Raw genomic sequence first — 18,563 nt, forward strand, 5'->3', positions numbered from 1 at the left:
CCCCCGCCAGGAATGCGCCCCCGCCGACACCCCCGTCCGGCCAGACTCGCTCTACGGCGTCTCCAAGGCGTACGGCGAGGCCCTGGGGCGGTACTACGCCGACCGGTACGGCATGCGCGTGGCCTGCCTGCGCATCGGCTCCTTCGAACCCCGCCCGCCCGACGCCCGCGCCCTCTCCACGTGGCTCAGCCCGGGCGACATGGTGCGGCTGGCCCACGCCTGCCTGACGGCACCGGATCTGACCTACGCGCTGGTGTGGGGCGTGTCGGCCAACACCAGGGGGTGGCTCGACCTGGAGCCGGGACGGGCCCTCGGCTACGACCCGCGCGACGACGCGGAGGCCTACGCGGCCGAGCTGCCCGAGCTCGATGTCGCCGACCCCGACTACGCCTGGCTCGGCGGTCGCACCGTGGAGAGCTGACCGGCCTGGAGCTCCTTTCGGCGTGCCTCCGAGATCTCGGCCGGGTCTCGAATGTAACTTTGGCATCATGGCCACCCGTACGTCCGGCAACGGTTCAGGGAAACGTCCCACGCCGCGGACCGGGTCCCGCCCGGCCGCCGCCAAGCGGACGCCGTCGGGGTCCCGCGGCCGGTCCCGATCGGGTTCCCGCCCGTCCGGTTCCGGATCCCGCCCGGCCCGCACTCGACAGGTCGCGACCGGGCAGGACCCGGTGAGCTGGGTCTTCCTGATGATCGGCAGACTGGTCATCGGTGTCTGGTCGATGATCGCCCATGGCATGGGCAGCGCCGTACGCGCTCTCGGGCAGGGCGCCCGCGACCTCGATCCGGCGCACCGCCGCGACGGCCTCGGCCTCTCGGTGCTCGCCGGCGCGATCGTGCTGGCCGCGATGACCTGGCGGGAGACCAAGACCGGCGTCGCCGCGGTGGTCGACGCCGTCGTCCACGGCACCGTCGGCGCGCTCACCTGGTCGGTGCCGTTCCTGCTCGGGCTGCTCGCCTGGCGCTTCCTGCGTCACCCCGACCAGAACGCGGAGACCGGCCGGATGGGCATCGGCTGGGCGGCGCTCCTGGCCGGGATCCTCGGGATCGTCCACGTGGCGCACGGCACGCCGTACCCCTCGGGCGGGCCGAACGACGGCATGGACAAGATCTCCGAGGCCGGGGGGATGCTGGGCTTCCTCGTCTCGGCCCCGCCGTCGAGCATCCTGCCCGCGTTCATCACGATCCCGTTGCTGCTGATGCTGTCGGGCTTCGGCGTCCTGGTCATCACGGCCACCCCGGTCCACCGGGTTCCTGAGCGGCTCACCGAGATCCGGCACATGCTCTTCCAGCGACCGGAGTCGGCAGGGCGGGGCTCCTCCGGCGACCGGACCAAGCCGCAGCGTCCCAAGCGCGCACGGAAGAAGCCGGGGACGCCCGACGGCGAGGCCGAGATCGGCGACAACGTCAAGCCGTACGACACCCCGGTGCTGTCAGAGGAAGAGGGACGGCGCGCGGATCACGCGCCGGAGATCGTCCCCGGGCTGGTCGACGACGAGGCGGAGACCGCCGCGGCTTCGGCCAAGACGCCCTCTCCGCCGCCGGAGCCGACCCCGGCGCCGCGCAAGGTCGAGCAGCTCGTGCTCTCGCCGCAGGCCGGGCCGTACACGCTGCCGGACGCGCAGATGCTGCGGACGGGCACGGCGCCCAAGCCGCAGACGAAGGCCAACACGATCGTGGTCAACGCGCTGAGCAGCGTGCTGGAGCAGTTCGGCATCGATGCCCAGGTGATCGGGTTCACCCGGGGGCCCACCGTCACCCGGTACGAGATCGAGCTGGGCCCGGCGGTCAAGGTCGAGAAGGTCACGGCGCTCACCAAGAACATCGCCTACGCCGTGAAGTCCGCCGATGTCAGGATCCTGTCCCCGATCCCCGGCAAGTCGGCGATCGGGGTGGAGATCCCCAACACCGACAAGGACCTCGTCTCACTCGGCGACGTGCTGCGCTCCCAGGTGGCCCAGGCGGACCACCACCCGATGATCGTGGGCCTCGGCAAGGACGTCGAGGGCCGCACCATAGTGGCGAACCTCGCCAAGATGCCGCACATCCTCATCGCGGGCGCCACCGGCGCGGGCAAGTCGACCTGCATCAACGGCCTGATCACTTCGATCCTGATGCGGGCCACCCCGGACGAGGTCCGGATGGTGCTCGTCGACCCCAAGCGGGTGGAGCTGTCCGCCTATGAGGGCATCCCGCACCTCATCACGCCGATCATCACGAACCCGAAGAAGGCCGCCGAGGCCCTCGAATGGGTCGTCGGCGAGATGGACCGGCGCTACGACGACCTCGCGGCCAGCGGCTTCCGGCACGTGGACGACTTCAACAAGGCCGTACGCGCGGGCAAGCTCACCCCGCCGCCGGGCAGCGAGCGCGTCTACCAGCCCTACCCCTATCTTCTGGTGATCGTCGACGAGCTCGCCGACCTGATGATGGTCGCGCCGCGTGATGTGGAGGACTCGATCGTCCGCATCACCCAGCTCGCCCGCGCCGCCGGCATCCACCTGGTGATCGCCACGCAGCGGCCGTCCGTGGACGTCGTCACCGGCCTGATCAAGGCCAACGTGCCGTCCCGGCTCGCGTTCGCGACCTCCTCGCTCGCCGACTCCCGGGTCATCCTCGACCAGCCGGGTGCGGAGAAGCTGGTCGGACAGGGCGACGCGCTGTTCCTGCCGATGGGCGCGAGCAAGCCCATGCGCCTGCAGAACGCCTTCGTCTCCGAGAAGGAGATCGCCGAGGTCGTCGGGCACTGCAAGACGCAGATGCAGGTCGAGTACCGCGAGGACGTGGCCGCCCCGGCCTCGGCGAAGCGCGAGATCGACGAGGAGATCGGCGACGACCTCGACCTGCTGATCCAGGCGGCCGAGCTGATCGTCTCGACCCAGTTCGGCTCCACGTCGATGCTGCAGCGCAAGCTGCGGGTCGGCTTCGCCAAAGCGGGCCGCTTGATGGACCTCCTGGAGAGCCGCAACGTCGTCGGTCCGAGCGAGGGGTCCAAGGCGCGCGAGGTCCTCGTCAAGCCGGATGACCTGCCGGGGCTGCTCGCCGATCTGCGCGGAGAGTAGCCGGAATATTACGATTTGGAGTGCCCGCGCTGAGCCGCCTGGGATCGACTACTGGTTGAATGGGATCAACTACGCACCGTCGATGACGGGTGATGGTTCCGGCGTAGTCGTTTCGGGGGGCGGAAGCTATGACGATAGGCGAAGCTCTGGCGGAGGCGCGAGAGCGCATGGGCTTGACGATCGGTCAGCTCAGCCAGCGCACGCGCATACGCGAGACCGTGATCGAGGGCATCGAGCGGGACGACTTCTCGCTCTGTGGAGGCGACTTCTACGCGCGGGGCCACCTGCGCGCGATCTCCAAGGCGGTCGGGCTGGACCCGGACGAGACGGTCAGGCAGTACGACGAGCTGCGCGGCGGGTCCGTCATGTCGGTGCGCGCGTCGAGCGTGTTCAAGGCCGGCCGCTCCCTCGGGGGCCGGGCGCGCAGGGCGTCCGGATGGACGATGGCGCTGGCGATCGCCGTGGTCCTCGCCGCGATCTTCGGTATCGTCCGGCTGCTCGGCGGCTCAGGGGACGCGGTCCAGGAGACGGCGTCGCACAGCCGGCGGGCGCCCGACACGCAGCACGAGCCGGCCAAGCCCGCGAGCGACACGGTCGTGCTCAAGGTCACCGCCAAGAGGTCGTCCTGGATCAATGTCAGGGACGGCGCGGGTCGCCAGCTCTTCCAGGGCACCGTCCCGAAGGGCAAGACCTCCACCTGGAAGGCGCGTGACCAGGTCAAAGTCGTCTTCGGCGACGCCGGCGCCTTCCACCTCGAGGTGAACGGAAAGGACCTCGGAACCCCGGGCAAGGGAGGGCAGATGCTGCGGCGCACCTACGGGCCGGGAGTCCCGGGTCCCCGCTAGGGCCAGACTCCCGATACCGTAGTTTCATCATGTCTTCTCGCCGAACCGTATCGCTGGTCACCTTGGGTTGCGCGCGCAACGAGGTGGACTCGGAAGAGCTGGCCGCGCGTCTCGAAGCCGCAGGCTGGCAGTTGGGCGATGACGCGCCGGACGTCATCGTCGTGAACACCTGTGGCTTCATCGATTCGGCGAAGAAGGACTCGATCGACACGCTGCTCGCGGCGGCCGACTCCGGTGCCAAGGTCGTGGCGGCCGGCTGCATGGCGGAGCGTTACGGCGAGCAACTCGCCGAAGCGCTCCCCGAGGCGGCCGCGGTGATCTCCTTCGACGACTACGGCTCGATCGGGGAGCGGCTGGACGACGTGGTGTCCGGCCGGGCGCTCAAGCCGCACACGCCGCGCGACCGGCGGCTGCTGCTGCCGATCTCTCCGGTCGAGCGGCAGGCCGCGCGGGCCCAGATCCCCGGCCACGGCGGCGACCTGCCGGAGGGCCTGGCCCCGGCCAGCGGCCCGCGCACGCTGCGCAAGCGGCTGAACGGCGGTCCCGTCGCCTCGCTGAAGCTCGCCTCCGGCTGCGACCGGCGGTGCAGCTTCTGCGCCATCCCGGCCTTCCGTGGCGCGTACGTCTCCAGGGCTCCTGAGGACCTGCTGGCGGAGGCGCGCTGGCTGGCCGAGCAGGGCGTCAAGGAACTTGTGCTGGTCAGCGAGAACTCCACGTCCTACGGGAAGGACCTGGGCGACCTGCGGGCGCTGGAGGCGCTGCTGCCGCGGCTGGCGGCGACCGACGGCATCGAGCGGGTCCGGGTCAGCTACCTGCAGCCGGCCGAGCTGCGGCCCGGCCTGCTGGACGTGATCGCCTCCACCGAAGGCGTGGCGCCGTACTTCGACCTGTCGTTCCAGCACGCGAGCGGGCCGGTGCTGCGGCGGATGCGGCGGTTCGGCGACCCCCGGCGCTTCCTCGACCTGCTGGAGCAGATCCGCGAGCGCGCCCCCGAGGCGGGTGTGCGCTCCAACTTCATCGTGGGCTTCCCCGGAGAGACCCAGGAGCACTTCGACGAGCTGGTGGCCTTCCTTCAGGAGGCCAGGCTCGACGTGATCGGCGTCTTCGGCTACTCCGACGAGGAGGGCACGGAGGCGGCGGCCTTCGACGGCAAGCTCGACCAGGAGGTCGTGGACGAGCGGGTCGCCGCCCTGTCCGAGCTGGCCGAGGAGCTCGTCGCTCAGCGGGCGGAGGAGCGCATCGGCACCGACCTCGAGGTCCTCATCGAGGAGGATCTGGGCGACGGAGGTTACGAGGGACGGGCGGCCCACCAGGGGCCGGAGGTGGACGGTTCGGTCACCGTCCAGGGCATCGGCCTGGTGCCCGGGCAGATCGTCCCCGCCGTCGCCGTCGATTCGGAGGGGGTTGACCTGATCGCCCGGATCAAGGCCGGTCCATGACCGAGCGCAGTGAGCCTCCGGTGACCGCCGTGAGTTCGCCGGAGATCGTCCCGGAACCGCCGGCGCCGCGCCTCGCCGAGCCGGCGGAGGCTCCCGCTCGCCTGGTCAGCACCTGGAACATCGCGAACGCCCTGACCATCGTGCGGCTGGTGATCGTGCCGGTCTTCACGGTGTTCCTTTTCATGGAGGGGGAGGGCTGGCGGTTCGCCGCCCTCGGGGTCTTCCTCATCGCCTCGCTCACCGACCAGCTCGACGGCTGGCTGGCCCGCCGGTACGGCCTGATCACCGACTTCGGGAAGATCGCGGACCCCATCGCCGACAAGGCGCTGATCGGGGCCGCGCTGGTGAGCCTGTCGCTGCTCGGCGAGATGCCCTGGTGGGTCACCATTGTGATCATCAGCAGGGAGGCGGGGGTGACCCTGCTCCGGTTCATCGTCATCCGGCACGGCGTGATACCGGCCAGCTATGGCGGGAAGGTGAAGACCGTACTGCAGATCGTGGCGATCGCGCTCTACATCCTCCCGCAGGCGCCCGACGTGCTGCGGTGGCTGTCCATGGGGCTCGCGTTGGCCGTCACGGTCGGTACGGGCGTCGACTATGTGGTCCGGGCGGTCCGGCTGCGTCAGGTGGCGAGGAGGGCACGCGCCGAGTGAGGGGTTCAGCCGCAGCGCGCATCCTGTCGCTGCTGGTCAGGCAGGGGTCCACCGTCGCGGTGGCCGAGTCCTTGACGGGCGGTCTGCTCGGGGCCGGGCTGACCGATCCCATGGGCGCCTCGGCCGCCTTCCGTGGCGGCGTGATCGCGTACGCGACCGATTTGAAAACGAAGCTGCTGGGGGTGCCGGCCGACCTGCTCGAGCGGGAGGGGGCCGTGCATCCCGACGTCGCCGCCGCGATGGCCAGTGGGGTCCGCGACGTCACCGGGTCCGACTATGGCCTGGCCGTAACCGGGGTGGCCGGTCCGGACATGCAGGACGGCAAGGATGTCGGCACCGTCTACGCCGCGCTCTGCGGGCCGGACGGCCGGATCTGGCACCGGAACATGATGCTGAGCGGGCCCCGTGAGAGCATCCGTGAAGCCACCGCGCAGGAGGCCTTGGAACTGCTGAGAGGTGTGCTAGAAGCAAATTTGGGGGAACAATCGGGGTGATTACCGCGTTACGTCACCAGCGAACATGCTCGCCACGGTCTGCCGCGGTGTCGCTCGATACGGGTACGGTGGAGCTGTGAGTGAGGTCCGTGAGCCATCGGCGAGGAGCAAGTCCGGAAAGCGGCCGGGGAAAGGGCCGAACGAACCAATGATGACGGCGAGGACTATGTACGAAGGGCGTTCGAAGAACGGGCGATACGAGGCGACCGCGCGGAGCGCCGTGAAGACGCCTGCGCTCGGGAGGGAGCGACAGATGGTCCTGCTGCGTCAGCTGCTCGGTGATGTGCTGCGGCGGCTGCGGGTGCGGCAGAACCGCACCCTGCGCGAGGTGTCCACCCTGGCGCGCGTCTCACTTGGATACCTGTCCGAGGTGGAGCGCGGTCAGAAGGAGGCGTCCTCGGAGCTGCTCGCCTCGATCTGCGGCGCCCTCGGTGTCCCGCTCTCTCAGGTGCTTCGTGAGGTTTCCGACCAGTTCGCGCTGGCCGAGCTGCAGCATGCGCCGGTGTTGGCCGACATGCCCGAGCACGAGCGGCTGCCGATTCCGGAGACCGTCCCCGGTGGCCTGCCCGGCCCCGAGTTCGACGGCTTCCCCGAGGTCAAGGACATGGTCGCCGCCTAGTCTCCTTGACAGGCGCGACACCAGAAGATCAACCGTTCGTAGGACCGCGGCCCGAGTTCTCCACTGCTGACCGGGTTGCCGCAACGCCGGCAGGGGCGGTGTGCCCTGCCGTAGACGAAGAATGCCCGCCCTGGCCGGGAGTCGCCGGTGGTGACCGGGGCCGGAGCGTCCTTGCTCGCGTCCATGATCCGATGGGCGAGCGTCACCACGTTTTCGAGCTCGTCCGCCGACATCGACCCGACCCTCCGCCATGGCGACAGACGCGCGAGGAAGAGCGTCTCGGCCCGCCAGATCGTGCCGATCCCCGCCAGGTTCCGCTGGTCGAGCAGCGCCTCCCCGATGGTGGTCTCCGGCGCTTCACCTAGATTCCGCATGGCTGTCGCCGCGTCCCAGTCGGGACCGAGGAGATCGGGCCCCAGATGGCCGACGACCAGGTCCTCCTTGTCCCGGGGCAACAGGTCGACCACGCCCAGCTTGGTGCCGACGGCCTGCCACTCGACGTTGGCGAGGATCAGCCGTACGACGTCGCCCCGAGGTGTCGGCCGCCCGGCGGGGGAGATCCGCCAGGCGCCGTCCATGCGCAGGTGCGTGTGGATCGTGAGGCCGCCCTCCACACGGGTGAGCAGGTGTTTGCCTCGGGAGACGGTTTCGAGGACGGCGCGGCCGCGCAGGTCGGCGGTGGCGTGCCGGGGCACCCGGAAGTCCGATCGGGTGAGCGTCCGGCCGTCGAGCGCCCCGCGCAGCCGCTTGGCGGCCCGATAGACCGCGTCGCCCTCGGGCATGTCAGACCGGCGTGTGCGAGTTCCACGCGGACGGGTCGGAGGCGAGGTCGACGACCCTCTCGGGCAGCTCGCCCTTGGCGATCTGCTCCAGCGTGACCTCTTCCAGGATGGCGCGCTCGCTGGCCCGCAACGCGATCCACACACGCTGAAGCGCCTCGGCGGCGCCGGTGTAGCCCACGTGCTCCGGGCGCTCGCCGCGAACGTTGGCCAGCGGGCCGTCCACCGCCCTGATCACGTCGGCGAGGGAGATCTGGTCTGCCGGCCGGGCCAGGACGTAGCCGCCTTCCGGGCCGCGCTGACCGCGGACCAGTCCCGCGCGGCGCATCTGGAGCAGGATGTTCTCCAGATATTTCGGGGGCATCTCCTGACCCTTGGCGAGCTCGCCCACGGTTGTGGGTCCCTCACCCGCGGCGGCGAGCTCGGCGGCGGCACGGAGGGCGTAGTCGACACGGGCAGAAAGTCGCATGTAGTCGATTATCCCGCCTGGTTGGCAATGGTTCGACGCCGCCCTCGGGCCGTACGCCCTACTCCAGGCGGAGCCGTACGACGATCGGGAGATGGTCGGAGAACGGGACCCGCGGCACGCGGGCCTCGACCGCCCGCAGCCCGGGGGAGAGGAGCACGTGGTCGATGCGCTGGGTGGGCGCGTCGGCGGGGGACGTGGGCGGGTCGCCGAGCGCCAGCAGCGGGTCGGACAGCCCGGCGGCCGTGAGGACCCGCATCGCCGGGTCGTCCGGCGTGGTGTTGAGATCGCCGGCGAGGAGCACCGGCCGTGCCGTACCGCCTCTCGGCTGCGCGAGGGCGCGGACGATCGCCGCCGCCTCCGGCGCCTGCCCGGGCGGGGCCTGCAGGTGGGTGTTGACGATGCCGACCTCCGTGCCCCCGACGGTGAGCACGATCGCCTGTGCCTGGGCCCCGGTCGGGTAGTCGTGCCGGCCGAGGGGGTGCGAGACGATCTGCCGGACCGGTAGGTTCGTCAGCAGCGCGTCTCCCCAGAGCGGGTCGGCCGCGGGGGCGAAGTAGTAGCGCATGCCGAGGCGCGCGGCGATTCTGGCCAGGTCGTCGTGCCCGCCGTTGAGCATCCAGCCCCGGTCCACCTCGCTGAGCAGCACCACGTCCGGACGTTGCGCGCGGGCCCAGTCGGCGATCCGGTCCAGGTCGAGCCGTCCCTTCAGGCCGAACCCCATGCGGATGTTGTACGTGATCAGGGTGAACTCGGGGCCGTTCGCAACACGCTCGTCGGGGACTGGGTGCCACGTCACGACGCCCGCGAGCAGCGCCAAGGGCAGCGCGGCCGGAAGCCATCTCCTGAAGGGCCACCGGGCGGGTTCGACGGGACGGCGCCAGGAGACCTTCGCGCTCACTGCCCCGACCAGCAGGACCACCCCGATCGGGATCACGACATTCGGGAACCCGAGGTCCGCGTCGTACGCCGCGTAGTAGAGGAACGTGCCGACGAGGAACACGACCATGCCCGCGAGCGCGGCCGCGCCGCTCCTGGGAGGCCGGGCGGCGGGAAGGCCGCCCAACGCGGAGAGGCGCAGGCAGCCGCCCAGGGCCAGGGGGACGAGAAGGGTGAGCGGAGAGGCCGGCATCGCGATCCAGGCGACGGTCACGAGCACCGAGATCGCCGACCACCAGCCCCAGCGGGTCGTGCGCGCGATGACGACCCCCCAACACAGGGCGACCACCTGGAGCGCCACACCGAGGGACGTGAACACCGCGGAATGCTGCTCCGACACTCCGCCGGGGAAGAGGACCGGACCCATGGTCATGCCCCCGACCAGGAGGACAGGGCCGGCGAGGAGCCACACGGCGGCGGGGGCGAGGTCGTGCGGTCGGTGCGGGAGCCGTACGGACGCGACGACGGCGGCCAGGAAGGCGGCGCAGACGGCGAGTACGGCGATCCAGGGGAGCGGGCCGTCCCGCCAGACCAGGTCCATCCGGTCGAGCAGCAGGTGGACGCCGGTGGAGGCCGCGAGCCCGGCCGCGATGCCCATGGGTGCGGCGTCGCGCGTGGCCGTGCGGGCGGCGCCGTACAGGAAGAGCAGGCCGGCGCACACGCCGATCGCGGAGAGGTAGACCTGCGGGTCGCCGCCGTCGGCCGCCTGGAGGCCGATCCGGGCCGCGACCAGGGCGACGGCGCCGAAGAGCAGGATCGGGCGGACGCCCGTGAGACGCGCGATCGGCATCGCGGCGAAGGGCAGCACGAACCACAGCGCGGCGAAGAGTCCCATCTGTTCCGGTGGCGTCTCGCCGGCCCTGCCGTACAGGGTGATCAGGGAGGGCAGGAAGACCCGCAGCGCGTCGGTGAGCAGCAGGACGCCCAGGGCGATGGCGGCCGGAGCCGCGCACCGGGGAGTGAGCCGACGCACGATGCCGATGTCGCGGTTTTCGGTGACCTGTCCGGCCATGTGCTCTCCTCTGCCGAAGACATGAGCGATCCTCGTACTTCTTGGTTGGGAGATCAATAGCGAGGTCTCGGGGTTTCCGTCCGATGCGGGGGGATTGCCCGATCGCTAAGCTGGCAGGAAACTTTGCTGACCGGTCGCGGCGCACCTAACGGATTTTCGGGGGCGATCATGGAAAGTAGGACGGCGGAGCGGCGTCCCGGCGTCCCGAGGTTGCTACGGGAGATCAACGATCGGGCCGCGCTCGAACTGCTCCTTGCCTCGGGACCACTCACTCGGGGCCAGATCGGCGAGCTGACCGGGCTGTCCAAGGTCACCGCGTCGCAGACGCTCGCCCGGCTGGAGGAGCGCGGCCTCGTCGAGGTCGTCGGCGAGCAGGCGGGCAACCGGGGTCCCAACGCCGCGCTGTACGGCGTGGTCCCCTCGTGCGGGTACGTCGCGGGGCTGGACGTGGGCCCCCGGCGGGTCGCGGCGGCGATCGCCGACATCAACGGCAAGGTGGTCGCCCAGGTCACCGTGGAGCCGGGCGAGCACGAGGACCCCGTCACCGCGGTCCACAGCGCCGTCGTCAAGGCGTGCCGGTCGGCCAAGGTGGCGCTGTCGCGGCTGCGCGGCGTTGTGATCGGCACCCCCGGCGTGGTGGATCCGCGTACCGGTGACGTGCGGTTCTCCTTCGACCTGCCGCACTGGCACGAGGGCATCCACGCGGCGCTGGCCCGGGACCTGCGGCGCGAGGTCACCATAGAGAACGACGTCAACCTCGTGGCGGTCGCGGAACGTGCCAACGGGGCGGCCCGGGACGTCGAGGACTTCGTGCTCGTCTGGGTGGGCCGCGGCATCGGCCTCGCCGTCGTCCTCGGCGGCCGGTTGCACCGCGGCAGGACCGGGAGCGCGGGCGAGATCGGCTACCTCCCCGTGCCCGGCGTGCCGCTGGCCGAGACCGTGAAGGCGACGCCCGGGCGGCTGCCCTCGCTCGCCGGCGGCCTGCAGTCCCTGGTCAGCTCCGAGGCGGTGACCGAGCTGGCCCGCGAGTACGGCTTCGTCGGCGGCAGCGCGGCCGAGTGCGTGACGGTGGCGGTGGAGGCCGGGGAGCCCGGCGCGCCGCTGCTGGACGAGATCGCCTACCGCCTGGCCCTCGGCGTCGCGTCGGTGTGTGTGGTGCTCGACCCGGGGCTGGTGGTCCTCGCCGGAGAGGTCGGCCGGGCGGGAGGCACGGAGCTGACCGCGCGGGTGGAGGAGGCGGTGGCACGGATCTGCCTGATCCGTCCCAAGGTGGTCACCACCGATGTCGAGGGCAACCCGGTGCTCCGCGGCGCCGTCCTGGCCGCGCTCGAACAGGCCCGCGAGGAGATCTTCGCCTCCTAGCTGTGATGTCTCAGGACGTTGGTTCCACGATGTCCTCTGTGGTCAGCTGCTGGGGGAAGGTGTCGAGCGGTTCCGGCGGCTGGTGGAAGGTGACACGGTGGTCGCGTTCATCGGGAGCCCTGGGATCTCAGGGCTCCCGCGTACGGACGGCGCAGTGAACGCACACTGCACGCGTACGGGATCGTCGCCCATTCGGGCCGGTGGTACGTCACGGGCAAGGACGCCCGGGTCAGCGAGGATCGAACCTTCCGGCTCGAGCGCATCGCGGACGCGAGGACCCTGCCCGGCTCATTCGAAGCGCCCGTGGGTCCCGATCCGGCACAGCGCGTGTTGTCAGGGTTCGCCACGGCTGAGTACCGGCATGAGGTGACCTTGCGGATTCACGGGACAGTTGAGCAGATCCGCGCCCACCTTCCCGCCGGCATCGCGAGCCTGGCGGAGCACGAGCCCGCGACAGGCCAGGACCGGGCGGCCGAACGCTGGCTGCGCGTCGAGCTACGGGCGGCACGGCTCGACTGGCTGCCTCCGGTACTCGCCTCACTCGACCGGCCGTTCGTCATCGAGCGCCCCGATGAACTGCGCGACCTCGTCACCGCGCTCGCCGATCGCCTCGCGTCCTACGCCCCCCAAGCCTGACAGCGAGGAACCAATGTCATGAGATGTCACACCTAGCGCTTCATAACGGCGAACGCCCGGCCCGCGCGGGCGAGCGCAGGCCGGGCGTCCATGCCGTTCGAGGGGCTACACCGTGAGCAGCTCCACTGCCGCCTGGGCGTTGGCCCGCGCGGCTCCGTAGGTCGCGATGTACGCCGCCGCCCGGGGTCGCCAGACGGGCAGCCCCATCTCGACCACCACCCCGTCGGGGCGTTCGGCGAGGAGGGTGGACACGAGGTCGCGGCTGCCGGGGTACCGGTGCGCGTCCTTGACCACGATGACCAGCGAGCGGCCCTCGGCGCGGCCGAGCAACTCGGCGGGCCGGGCCGTGTCCGGCTTGATCCGGACGATCTCGGCCTCGGGCAGCCACGGCGCGACGCCCCACGGGACGTCGCCGACCGCGATCGTCGGCGGGGTGTCCACCTCGATCACGAACGGATCCACCAGGGGGGCCGGCGATCCGGAGAGGGTGACGGCGCGGCGGGCGGCGTCCAGGCCGACGATGTCGCTCTCCGCCGCCTCGTCGCGCGCGAGCGCGAACCACTCGCGCAGCCGCGCGACGCGGTCGGCGGCCTCCTCAAGGCGCGCGAGCGGCAGCCGGCCGTCGTCCACGGCCCGGATGATCTCGTCCAGGAGGCCGTGGATCTCCTGCTGCGTCGGGAGCGGCCCGAGGCAGAGCAGGTCGGCGCCCGCGGCGAGGGAGAGCACGGCGCCTCCGCCGAGTCCGACGCTCCTGGAGATCGCGTGCATGTCCAGGGCGTCGGAGATCACGACGCCGTCGTAGCCCATCTCCCCGCGCAGCAGCGTGGTCAGCGCGGCGGGGGAGAGCGTGGCGGGAGTCGTACCGGTGAGGTGCGGGACCGCCACGTGCGCCGTCATGATCGACTTGGTGTCCGCCTCGATGGCGGCGCGGAAGGGCGCCAGCTCGCGCTCCCAGAGGAGGTCGCGCGGGACGTCCACCCGCGGGATCTCCAGGTGGGAGTCCTGCTGGGTGGCGCCGTGCCCCGGGAAGTGCTTGACGCAGGCGGCGATGCCGAGCGCCTGCAGTCCGCGTACGGCGGCCACGGTGTGCCGGGAGACCAGCTCGGTGGACGAGCCGAAGGACCTGGTGCCGATCACCGGGTTGTCGTCCGCGGTGTTCACGTCGGCCACCGGGCCCATGTCGAGGTTGACGCCGGACCTGGCCAGGTCCGCCGCGATCGAGCGGTAGACCCGCTCGGTGAGCTCGACGTCGTCGACCGCGCCCAGCGCCGCGTTGCCCGGGTACGGGCTGCCGGTGTGGTACGCGATGCGGGTGACGTCGCCCCCTTCCTCGTCGAGCGAGATCACCGGGCGGCCCGCTCCGCCGAGCTGCGCGGTGAGCCGGGAGAGCTGCTCGGGACTTTCCACGTTGAATCCGAAGAGGGTGACACCGCCGAGACCGTTCTCCAGTTCGCGGAGGACCCAGTCCGGGGCGGTCGTGCCGGGGAAGGCGACGAGCAACGTGCCGGCCGCGAGACGGTATAGCCCCCGGTTGCCGATGCTCGCGGAGAAGTCGGACATGGCTGTCTTCGGCTCCATGATTGTCGTGGTACGGCTCCCGCGGTGTGCCGGAGCCGTACGAGATGGCGTGGATGGCGCTGATGGTTCAGCGCGCGGTGTGAAGGGCGGGTTCAGCCCTTGACGGCGCCCGCGACGAGTCCGGAGACCATGCGCCGCTGCACCAGGAGGAAGAAGATGAGGACCGGGATGGTCATCAACGTCGAGGCGGCCATGATGCCGCCCCAGTCCGTCGACCGCTGGCCGACGAAGAACTGCAGGGCGACCGGCATCGTGTAGTTGCCCTGGGTGTTGATCAGGGTCAGCGCGTAGATGAACTCGTTCCAGGTGGTGATGAACGAGAAGATGCTGGTCGCGACCAGGCCCGGGGCCACCAGCGGGAACAGCACCCGCCAGAAGGTCGCGAACCGGCCGGCACCGTCGATCCAGGCCGCCTCCTCGACCTCCCTGGGCACCGCGGCGACGAACGTGCGCAGCATCCAGACCGAGAACGGCAGGGTGAGCCCGATGTTGACCACCACGAGGCCGATGAGCTGGTCGTACATGCCGAACCGCTTGACCATGGTGAACAGCGAGATCAGCAGCGCCTCGGCCGGCACCATCTGCACGATCAACAGCAGGATCAGGAACGAGGTGCGGAACCTGAACTTGAACCTGGCTACGGCGGTCGCGGCGAACAGCGCGAAGAGCGCGCCGATCACGACGACGCTGACCGCTACGATCGCGCTGTTCAGCAGGTACTGCCAGATCGAGTGCCCGGCCACGCCCTTGGTGAACACACGGGTGATGTGCTCGAACGACGGCGGGCTGGGGAACGGGATGAACTCGGTGGTGAAGATCTGGTCGTTCGGTTTGAACGCGGTCGCGACCATCCAGTAGACGGGGAAGATCGCGAACAGGAACACGATGACCCCGGCGGCGTTGAGCGCGACGCGTCCGAGCCGCTTGCGGGTCAGGGCGTCGTTCATCGCACGTCCTCCGTCTTCACGATCTGCCGGACGTACACGAAGGTGATCACCAGCAGGATTCCGGTCAGCACGACCGCGATGGCGGCGCCGAGGCCCATCTTCGGCGGGTTGCTGAACGCCTCGGCGTAGCTCCACAGCGACAGGTTGAACGCGTCGCGGTTCACCGTGCCGCCGTTGAGCAGGTAGAGCTGGGTGAAGACCTTGAAGTCCCAGATGATGGACAGCACAACGAGGACCGAGAACACCGGCTTGAGCAGCGGGAAGGTGATCTTCCTGAAGGTGGTGAACGGGCTGGAGCCGTCCATCTGCGCCGCCTCGTACATCTCCGAGGGGATGCTCTTCAGTCCGGCGAGGACCGACACCGCGATGAACGGGAACGATGCCCACACCACCGTGATGATCAGCACGAGATAGAGCGTGATCGTGTCGTTGAACCAGGGCTGGCCGCTCCAGTCGGCGCGGCCGAAGACCAGGGTGGACAGCCAGTCGGGAAGCAGGTTCAGCGCCCAGTTGACGACGCCCGCGTCCGAGTCGAACAGCCACTTCCACACGATGGCCTGCGCCGTGGGCGGGGTCGCCCAGGCGGCCATGATGCCGACGATGACGAACATCGACATCTTCTTGCCGAGCTTGTTGAGCAGCAGGCCGACGAGCGTTCCGACCACCAGCGTCAGGGTGACCGCGGCGGCGGCGAACAGGATGGTGTTGCGCAGCGACGGCCAGAAGAGGTCGGACTCGAAGATGTGGGCGTAGTTGTCCAGCCCGACGAACTCGGCCGGGCGGGGATTGATCGCCTTGAGCTGCGCCAGCCCGACCTTGTGGAAGGACATGTCGATGACCCGGTACAGCGGGTAGAGCAGCAGCCCCCCGATGACCAGGAGTCCGGGCAGGAGCAGGAGGTACGGAACGATCCAGTCCGGGAGGCGGCTGGGTCGGCGGGGCGGCTGTCGCAGGCGCCGCGCCGGGGCGGGGGGGTTGCCCCCGCCCCGGGACGCTGTCGACGTGTGAGTCGTCATGGCGTTACTGGTTGAGGATCGTCTCGAGCTCGGTGTTGGCGTCCGCCAGAGCCTGGTCCACGCTCTTCTTGCCGTCGATCACCGCGCGGGCCGCGTTCTGCAGCACCGCCTTGGTGTCGTTGGCCTCGGCCCAGTTCGGGCTGGCGGGGAAGCCCTTGGCGACCTTGAAGGTGTCGGTGAACGCCTTCTGCGCCGGGTCGTTGCCCAGCTCGGCGAGCGCGTCCGGGTAGAGCGGGAGCAGGCCGCCCTCCTTGGCGTACCGCACGCCGAACTCCTTGCCCGCGGCGAGCTTCAGGTACTCGGCGGCCAGCTCGGGGTTCTTGGCGTCCTTCCAGATGGCGATGTCGTTGCCGCCCTGGAAGGCCGGGGCCGGGCCGCTGCCGTCCTTGGCCGGGAGCGAGAAGAAGGCCATCTTCGACTCGTCGACCTTGCCCTTGCTCTGCTCCTTGATCTGGGCGATGTCCCAGCCGCCGGTGACGTACATGCCGACCTTGCCGGCGGCGAAGCGCTGGGCGATGTCGACCGAGTTCTGGGTCAGGCGGCCCTTGCCGGAGACGCCGTTCTTGGTGACCAGGTCCGTGTAGAACTGGAAGCCCTCCTTGAAGGCGGGCTCGGTCAGCTTGCCGACCCACTTGCCGCCCTCGAAGGCGGCGAAGTCGCCGCCGGCCGACCAGACGAACGGCGAGAGCGACATGTTGGCGTCCGACCCGCCGTTGAAGGCGAAGCCGTCCACGTCCTTGCCCTGCTTCTCGACGATCTTCTTGGCCGCGGCGACCAGCTCGTCCCAGTTCGTCGGCACGGAGATGCCGAGCTTCTCGAACCAGTCCTTGCGGTAGAGCACGGCGCGGGTGCCGCCGCCCCACGGAGCCGCGTAGATCTTGCCGTCGATCGTCTCGTAGCTCCACAGGTTCTGCGGGATCTGCTGCAGGTCCGGGTCGTTCTTGGTCAGATCGGTGATGTCGGCGAGCGCCTCCTGCTGCACCCACGCGGCGACCTGGTCGTTGCCGAACTCGGTGACGTCCGGGCCCTCGCCGCCGGCGAGCGCGGCGGTCCACTTCTTCTGGGCCTCCGGCCACGGGACCCACTGGACCTTGGCCTCGGCGCCGGTGACCTCCTTGAACTTGGCGCCCAGGTCGTTCATGTACTTCTCGAAGACCTCCGTGGGAGCGCCGAGGCGCCACACGGTGAGGGTCTGCCCCGCGTACTTGGGGCCGGACGCGGCACCGGACGCGGCGGCGGTCTCCTGCGTCGCGGGCTTGTCCTCGCTGCTCGTGCAAGCGGCGAGACCCAGGGCCAAAGCGGCGGTCGCGGTGGTGGCGGCCGCGAACTTCACGAACTTCACGTTGGGTTTCTCCCTTCCCGGCTTCACGTCGGGGTGGCGCTCGGTCGGCGCGTCCCGTGGCCTGATCGCTTGCCTCCGGGGCGGCTGGGGCTAAACTAACAATAAACTTTATTAAAAAAAACATGCCGTTAGCGGATCGTGACGAGAGGAGACGCGGCCGGTGTCACTACGACCGGGAACACCCCGGCTGCTGCGCCAGATGAACGACCGGGCCGCGCTGGAGCTCCTCGTCGCGCACGGCCCGCTGACCAGGGGCGAGCTCGGAGAGCTGACCGGGCTCTCCAGGGTCACCTCCGGCCAGTTGCTGGCGCGGCTGGAGGAACGGGGGCTGGTGACCATGGCGGGCGAGCGGCCGGGTGGCCGCGGCCCCAACGCGGCGCTGTACGCCGTGGACCCCACCAGCGCGTACGTGGCGGCCCTGGAGGTGGTGCCGGACAGCGTCACCGCCGTCGTCGCGGACATCACCGGAACGGTGGTGGCCGAGGTGACCGTCGACCCCAGCGAGGCCGCCGATCCGGTGGGCATCGTGCGCAACGCCGTGCTCCGCGCCTGCGCGACGGCGAGCGTCGACATGGCCCGGCTGCGGTCCTTCGTGATAGGCACGCGCGGCGTGGTCGATCCGGAGACCGGTGACGTGCGCTACTCCTTCGACCTGCCCGCCTGGCACGTCGGCGTCCTCGCCGGGCTGCGGGCCGAGCTCGGCGGGTCGGTGGCCATCGAGAACGACGTCAACCTGGTCGCCCTCGCCGAGCAGGCGTACGGCGTCGCCAAGGGTGTGGACGACTTCGTCATCCTGTGGACCGGCGTCGGCCAGGGGCTCGGCGTGATGCTGGGCGGGCGGCTCCATCGGGGCATCTCCGGCGGCGCGGGTGAGCTCGGCTGGCTTCCCGTCCCCGGCGAGCCGCTGCCGGCGGACGTCACGGACCCCCAGTCCGGCTCCTTCCAGCGGCTGGTCGGGAACACGGCACTGGCCGAAATCGCGGCCGGGTACGGCCTCGCCGCCGCGCCCGTCGCCGACCTCGTCCGTACGGCCGTCGCCACCGGCAACTCCGCCTTCCTGGAGGATCTGGCCAGACGGCTGGCCGTGGGGGTGGCGGCGGTCGCGGTGGTGCTCGACCCCGGGCTGGTCGTCCTCAGCGGCGACATCGGGCGGGCCGGAGGCTGGGAACTGGCCCGCCGCGTGGAGGAGGCGGTGGCCCGGATCTGCCCGAGCCGTCCCAAGGTCGCGGTCACCCAGGTCGAGGGCGACCCCATCCTGCGCGGCGCGCTGGTCGCCGCGCTGGACCAGGCGCGGGAGCAGGTCTTCTCCTCCACGGTCTGATCGCCCGCTCCCACGTGAGCCCCCGGGTCCGGTCAGCCCGGACGCCGTCAAGA

17 protein-coding genes and 1 pseudogene are annotated in these 18,563 nt (G+C 70.5%); 11 read left to right on the top strand and 7 right to left on the bottom strand.

The window, feature by feature from the left end:
* The 7 genes from AWQ68_RS45370 to AWQ68_RS31270 all read left to right on the top strand — a co-directional run.
* The coding region (locus AWQ68_RS45370) for an NAD-dependent epimerase/dehydratase family protein (RefSeq protein WP_245656259.1) at positions 1-421 on the top strand (421 nt) is incomplete at its 5' end.
* 67 nt (positions 422-488) lie between these two features.
* Positions 489-3,062 (top strand): FtsK/SpoIIIE family DNA translocase, encoded by a 2,574-nt coding sequence (locus AWQ68_RS31245; RefSeq protein ID WP_066947305.1) that lies wholly within the window; start codon positions 489-491, stop codon positions 3,060-3,062.
* 128 nt (positions 3,063-3,190) lie between these two features.
* Positions 3,191-3,907 (top strand): helix-turn-helix domain-containing protein, encoded by a 717-nt coding sequence (locus AWQ68_RS31250; protein ID WP_066947307.1) that lies wholly within the window; start codon positions 3,191-3,193, stop codon positions 3,905-3,907.
* 29 nt (positions 3,908-3,936) lie between these two features.
* Positions 3,937-5,346: a 30S ribosomal protein S12 methylthiotransferase RimO gene (gene rimO, locus AWQ68_RS31255; protein ID WP_066947309.1), complete on the top strand. Its 1,410-nt coding sequence runs from the start codon at positions 3,937-3,939 to the stop codon at positions 5,344-5,346.
* Entirely contained in the window at positions 5,343-5,999 is a 657-nt protein-coding gene (pgsA, locus tag AWQ68_RS31260; RefSeq protein ID WP_084464599.1) for a CDP-diacylglycerol--glycerol-3-phosphate 3-phosphatidyltransferase, read from the top strand. Before rimO ends, pgsA begins: the two co-directional genes overlap by 4 nt.
* Positions 5,996-6,493, top strand: a complete 498-nt coding sequence (locus tag AWQ68_RS31265; RefSeq protein WP_066947311.1) for a CinA family protein — start codon at positions 5,996-5,998, stop codon at positions 6,491-6,493. Before pgsA ends, AWQ68_RS31265 begins: the two co-directional genes overlap by 4 nt.
* A 253-nt stretch (positions 6,494-6,746) precedes the next feature.
* Complete coding sequence (locus AWQ68_RS31270) at positions 6,747-7,112, top strand: helix-turn-helix domain-containing protein (protein WP_066947508.1); 366 nt, start codon at positions 6,747-6,749, stop codon at positions 7,110-7,112.
* On the opposite strand, the gene AWQ68_RS31275 is transcribed toward AWQ68_RS31270, so the two are convergent.
* From AWQ68_RS31275 to AWQ68_RS31285, 3 genes are read right to left on the bottom strand one after another with little or no spacing between them, the layout of a single operon-like run.
* Positions 7,109-7,894 (bottom strand): DNA-formamidopyrimidine glycosylase family protein, encoded by a 786-nt coding sequence (locus AWQ68_RS31275; protein ID WP_066947314.1) that lies wholly within the window; start codon positions 7,892-7,894, stop codon positions 7,109-7,111. The genes AWQ68_RS31270 and AWQ68_RS31275 overlap by 4 nt on opposite strands.
* A 1-nt stretch (position 7,895) precedes the next feature.
* Positions 7,896-8,360, bottom strand: coding sequence for an RrF2 family transcriptional regulator (locus AWQ68_RS31280; protein WP_066947317.1), 465 nt, complete (start codon positions 8,358-8,360; stop codon positions 7,896-7,898).
* Positions 8,361-8,418: 58 nt separating this feature from the next.
* On the bottom strand, positions 8,419-10,308 hold the full coding sequence (locus AWQ68_RS31285) for an endonuclease/exonuclease/phosphatase family protein (protein WP_084464600.1): 1,890 nt from the start codon (positions 10,306-10,308) through the stop codon (positions 8,419-8,421).
* Between the two features lie 168 nt (positions 10,309-10,476).
* Here AWQ68_RS31285 and AWQ68_RS31290 point away from each other — a divergent pair, with 168 nt between their 5' ends.
* The 3 genes and pseudogenes from AWQ68_RS31290 to AWQ68_RS46395 all read left to right on the top strand — a co-directional run bounded on the left by AWQ68_RS31290 (position 10,477) and on the right by AWQ68_RS46395 (position 12,306).
* A complete protein-coding gene (locus tag AWQ68_RS31290; RefSeq protein WP_066947323.1) occupies positions 10,477-11,670 on the top strand; it encodes an ROK family transcriptional regulator in 1,194 nt (397 codons plus the stop codon).
* 153 nt (positions 11,671-11,823) lie between these two features.
* Positions 11,824-11,934: pseudogene (locus AWQ68_RS46390) on the top strand (WYL domain-containing protein); the annotation flags it as partial.
* Positions 11,935-11,973: 39 nt separating this feature from the next.
* Complete coding sequence (locus tag AWQ68_RS46395; protein ID WP_505782252.1) at positions 11,974-12,306, top strand: WCX domain-containing protein; 333 nt, start codon at positions 11,974-11,976, stop codon at positions 12,304-12,306.
* 105 nt (positions 12,307-12,411) lie between these two features.
* Here the strand turns inward: AWQ68_RS46395 and AWQ68_RS31300 are convergent, their stop codons facing one another.
* The 4 genes from AWQ68_RS31300 to AWQ68_RS31315 all read right to left on the bottom strand — a co-directional run bounded on the left by AWQ68_RS31300 (position 12,412) and on the right by AWQ68_RS31315 (position 17,189).
* Positions 12,412-13,884: a glycoside hydrolase family 3 protein gene (locus tag AWQ68_RS31300; RefSeq protein ID WP_245656261.1), complete on the bottom strand. Its 1,473-nt coding sequence runs from the start codon at positions 13,882-13,884 to the stop codon at positions 12,412-12,414.
* A 92-nt stretch (positions 13,885-13,976) separates the two neighbouring features.
* The gene (locus AWQ68_RS31305; RefSeq protein WP_066947326.1) at positions 13,977-14,831 is read right to left on the bottom strand and encodes a carbohydrate ABC transporter permease; all 855 of its coding nucleotides are present in this window, start codon (positions 14,829-14,831) and stop codon (positions 13,977-13,979) included.
* A complete protein-coding gene (locus AWQ68_RS31310; protein ID WP_066947329.1) occupies positions 14,828-15,847 on the bottom strand; it encodes a carbohydrate ABC transporter permease in 1,020 nt (339 codons plus the stop codon). Before AWQ68_RS31310 ends, AWQ68_RS31305 begins: the two co-directional genes overlap by 4 nt.
* 4 nt (positions 15,848-15,851) lie before the next feature.
* Positions 15,852-17,189, bottom strand: a complete 1,338-nt coding sequence (locus AWQ68_RS31315; protein ID WP_066947332.1) for a sugar ABC transporter substrate-binding protein — start codon at positions 17,187-17,189, stop codon at positions 15,852-15,854.
* 160 nt (positions 17,190-17,349) lie between these two features.
* On the opposite strand from AWQ68_RS31315, the gene AWQ68_RS31320 reads away from it, so the two are divergent.
* Complete coding sequence (locus AWQ68_RS31320) at positions 17,350-18,510, top strand: ROK family protein (protein ID WP_066947335.1); 1,161 nt, start codon at positions 17,350-17,352, stop codon at positions 18,508-18,510.
* The last annotated feature ends 53 nt before the right edge of the window (positions 18,511-18,563 follow it).

The organism is Microtetraspora fusca (genome assembly GCF_001570365.1).
In the GTDB taxonomy this organism is placed as follows: domain Bacteria; phylum Actinomycetota; class Actinomycetes; order Streptosporangiales; family Streptosporangiaceae; genus Microtetraspora; species Microtetraspora fusca.

Excerpts from the sequence above, each read along its gene's own strand:
- AWQ68_RS31245 (WP_066947305.1), top strand. The coding sequence starts at position 489 with ATGGCCACCCGTACGTCCGGCAACGGTTCAGGGAAACGTCCCACGCCG.
- AWQ68_RS31250 (WP_066947307.1), top strand. The coding sequence starts at position 3,191 with ATGACGATAGGCGAAGCTCTGGCGGAGGCGCGAGAGCGCATGGGCTTG.
- rimO (WP_066947309.1), top strand. The coding sequence starts at position 3,937 with ATGTCTTCTCGCCGAACCGTATCGCTGGTCACCTTGGGTTGCGCGCGC.
- pgsA (WP_084464599.1), top strand. The coding sequence starts at position 5,343 with ATGACCGAGCGCAGTGAGCCTCCGGTGACCGCCGTGAGTTCGCCGGAG.
- AWQ68_RS31270 (WP_066947508.1), top strand. The coding sequence starts at position 6,747 with ATGGTCCTGCTGCGTCAGCTGCTCGGTGATGTGCTGCGGCGGCTGCGG.
- AWQ68_RS31275 (WP_066947314.1), bottom strand. The coding sequence starts at position 7,894 with ATGCCCGAGGGCGACGCGGTCTATCGGGCCGCCAAGCGGCTGCGCGGG.
- AWQ68_RS31280 (WP_066947317.1), bottom strand. The coding sequence starts at position 8,360 with ATGCGACTTTCTGCCCGTGTCGACTACGCCCTCCGTGCCGCCGCCGAG.
- AWQ68_RS31285 (WP_084464600.1), bottom strand. The coding sequence starts at position 10,308 with ATGGCCGGACAGGTCACCGAAAACCGCGACATCGGCATCGTGCGTCGG.
- AWQ68_RS31290 (WP_066947323.1), top strand. The coding sequence starts at position 10,477 with ATGGAAAGTAGGACGGCGGAGCGGCGTCCCGGCGTCCCGAGGTTGCTA.
- AWQ68_RS31300 (WP_245656261.1), bottom strand. The coding sequence starts at position 13,884 with ATGGAGCCGAAGACAGCCATGTCCGACTTCTCCGCGAGCATCGGCAAC.
- AWQ68_RS31305 (WP_066947326.1), bottom strand. The coding sequence starts at position 14,831 with ATGAACGACGCCCTGACCCGCAAGCGGCTCGGACGCGTCGCGCTCAAC.
- AWQ68_RS31310 (WP_066947329.1), bottom strand. The coding sequence starts at position 15,847 with ATGACGACTCACACGTCGACAGCGTCCCGGGGCGGGGGCAACCCCCCC.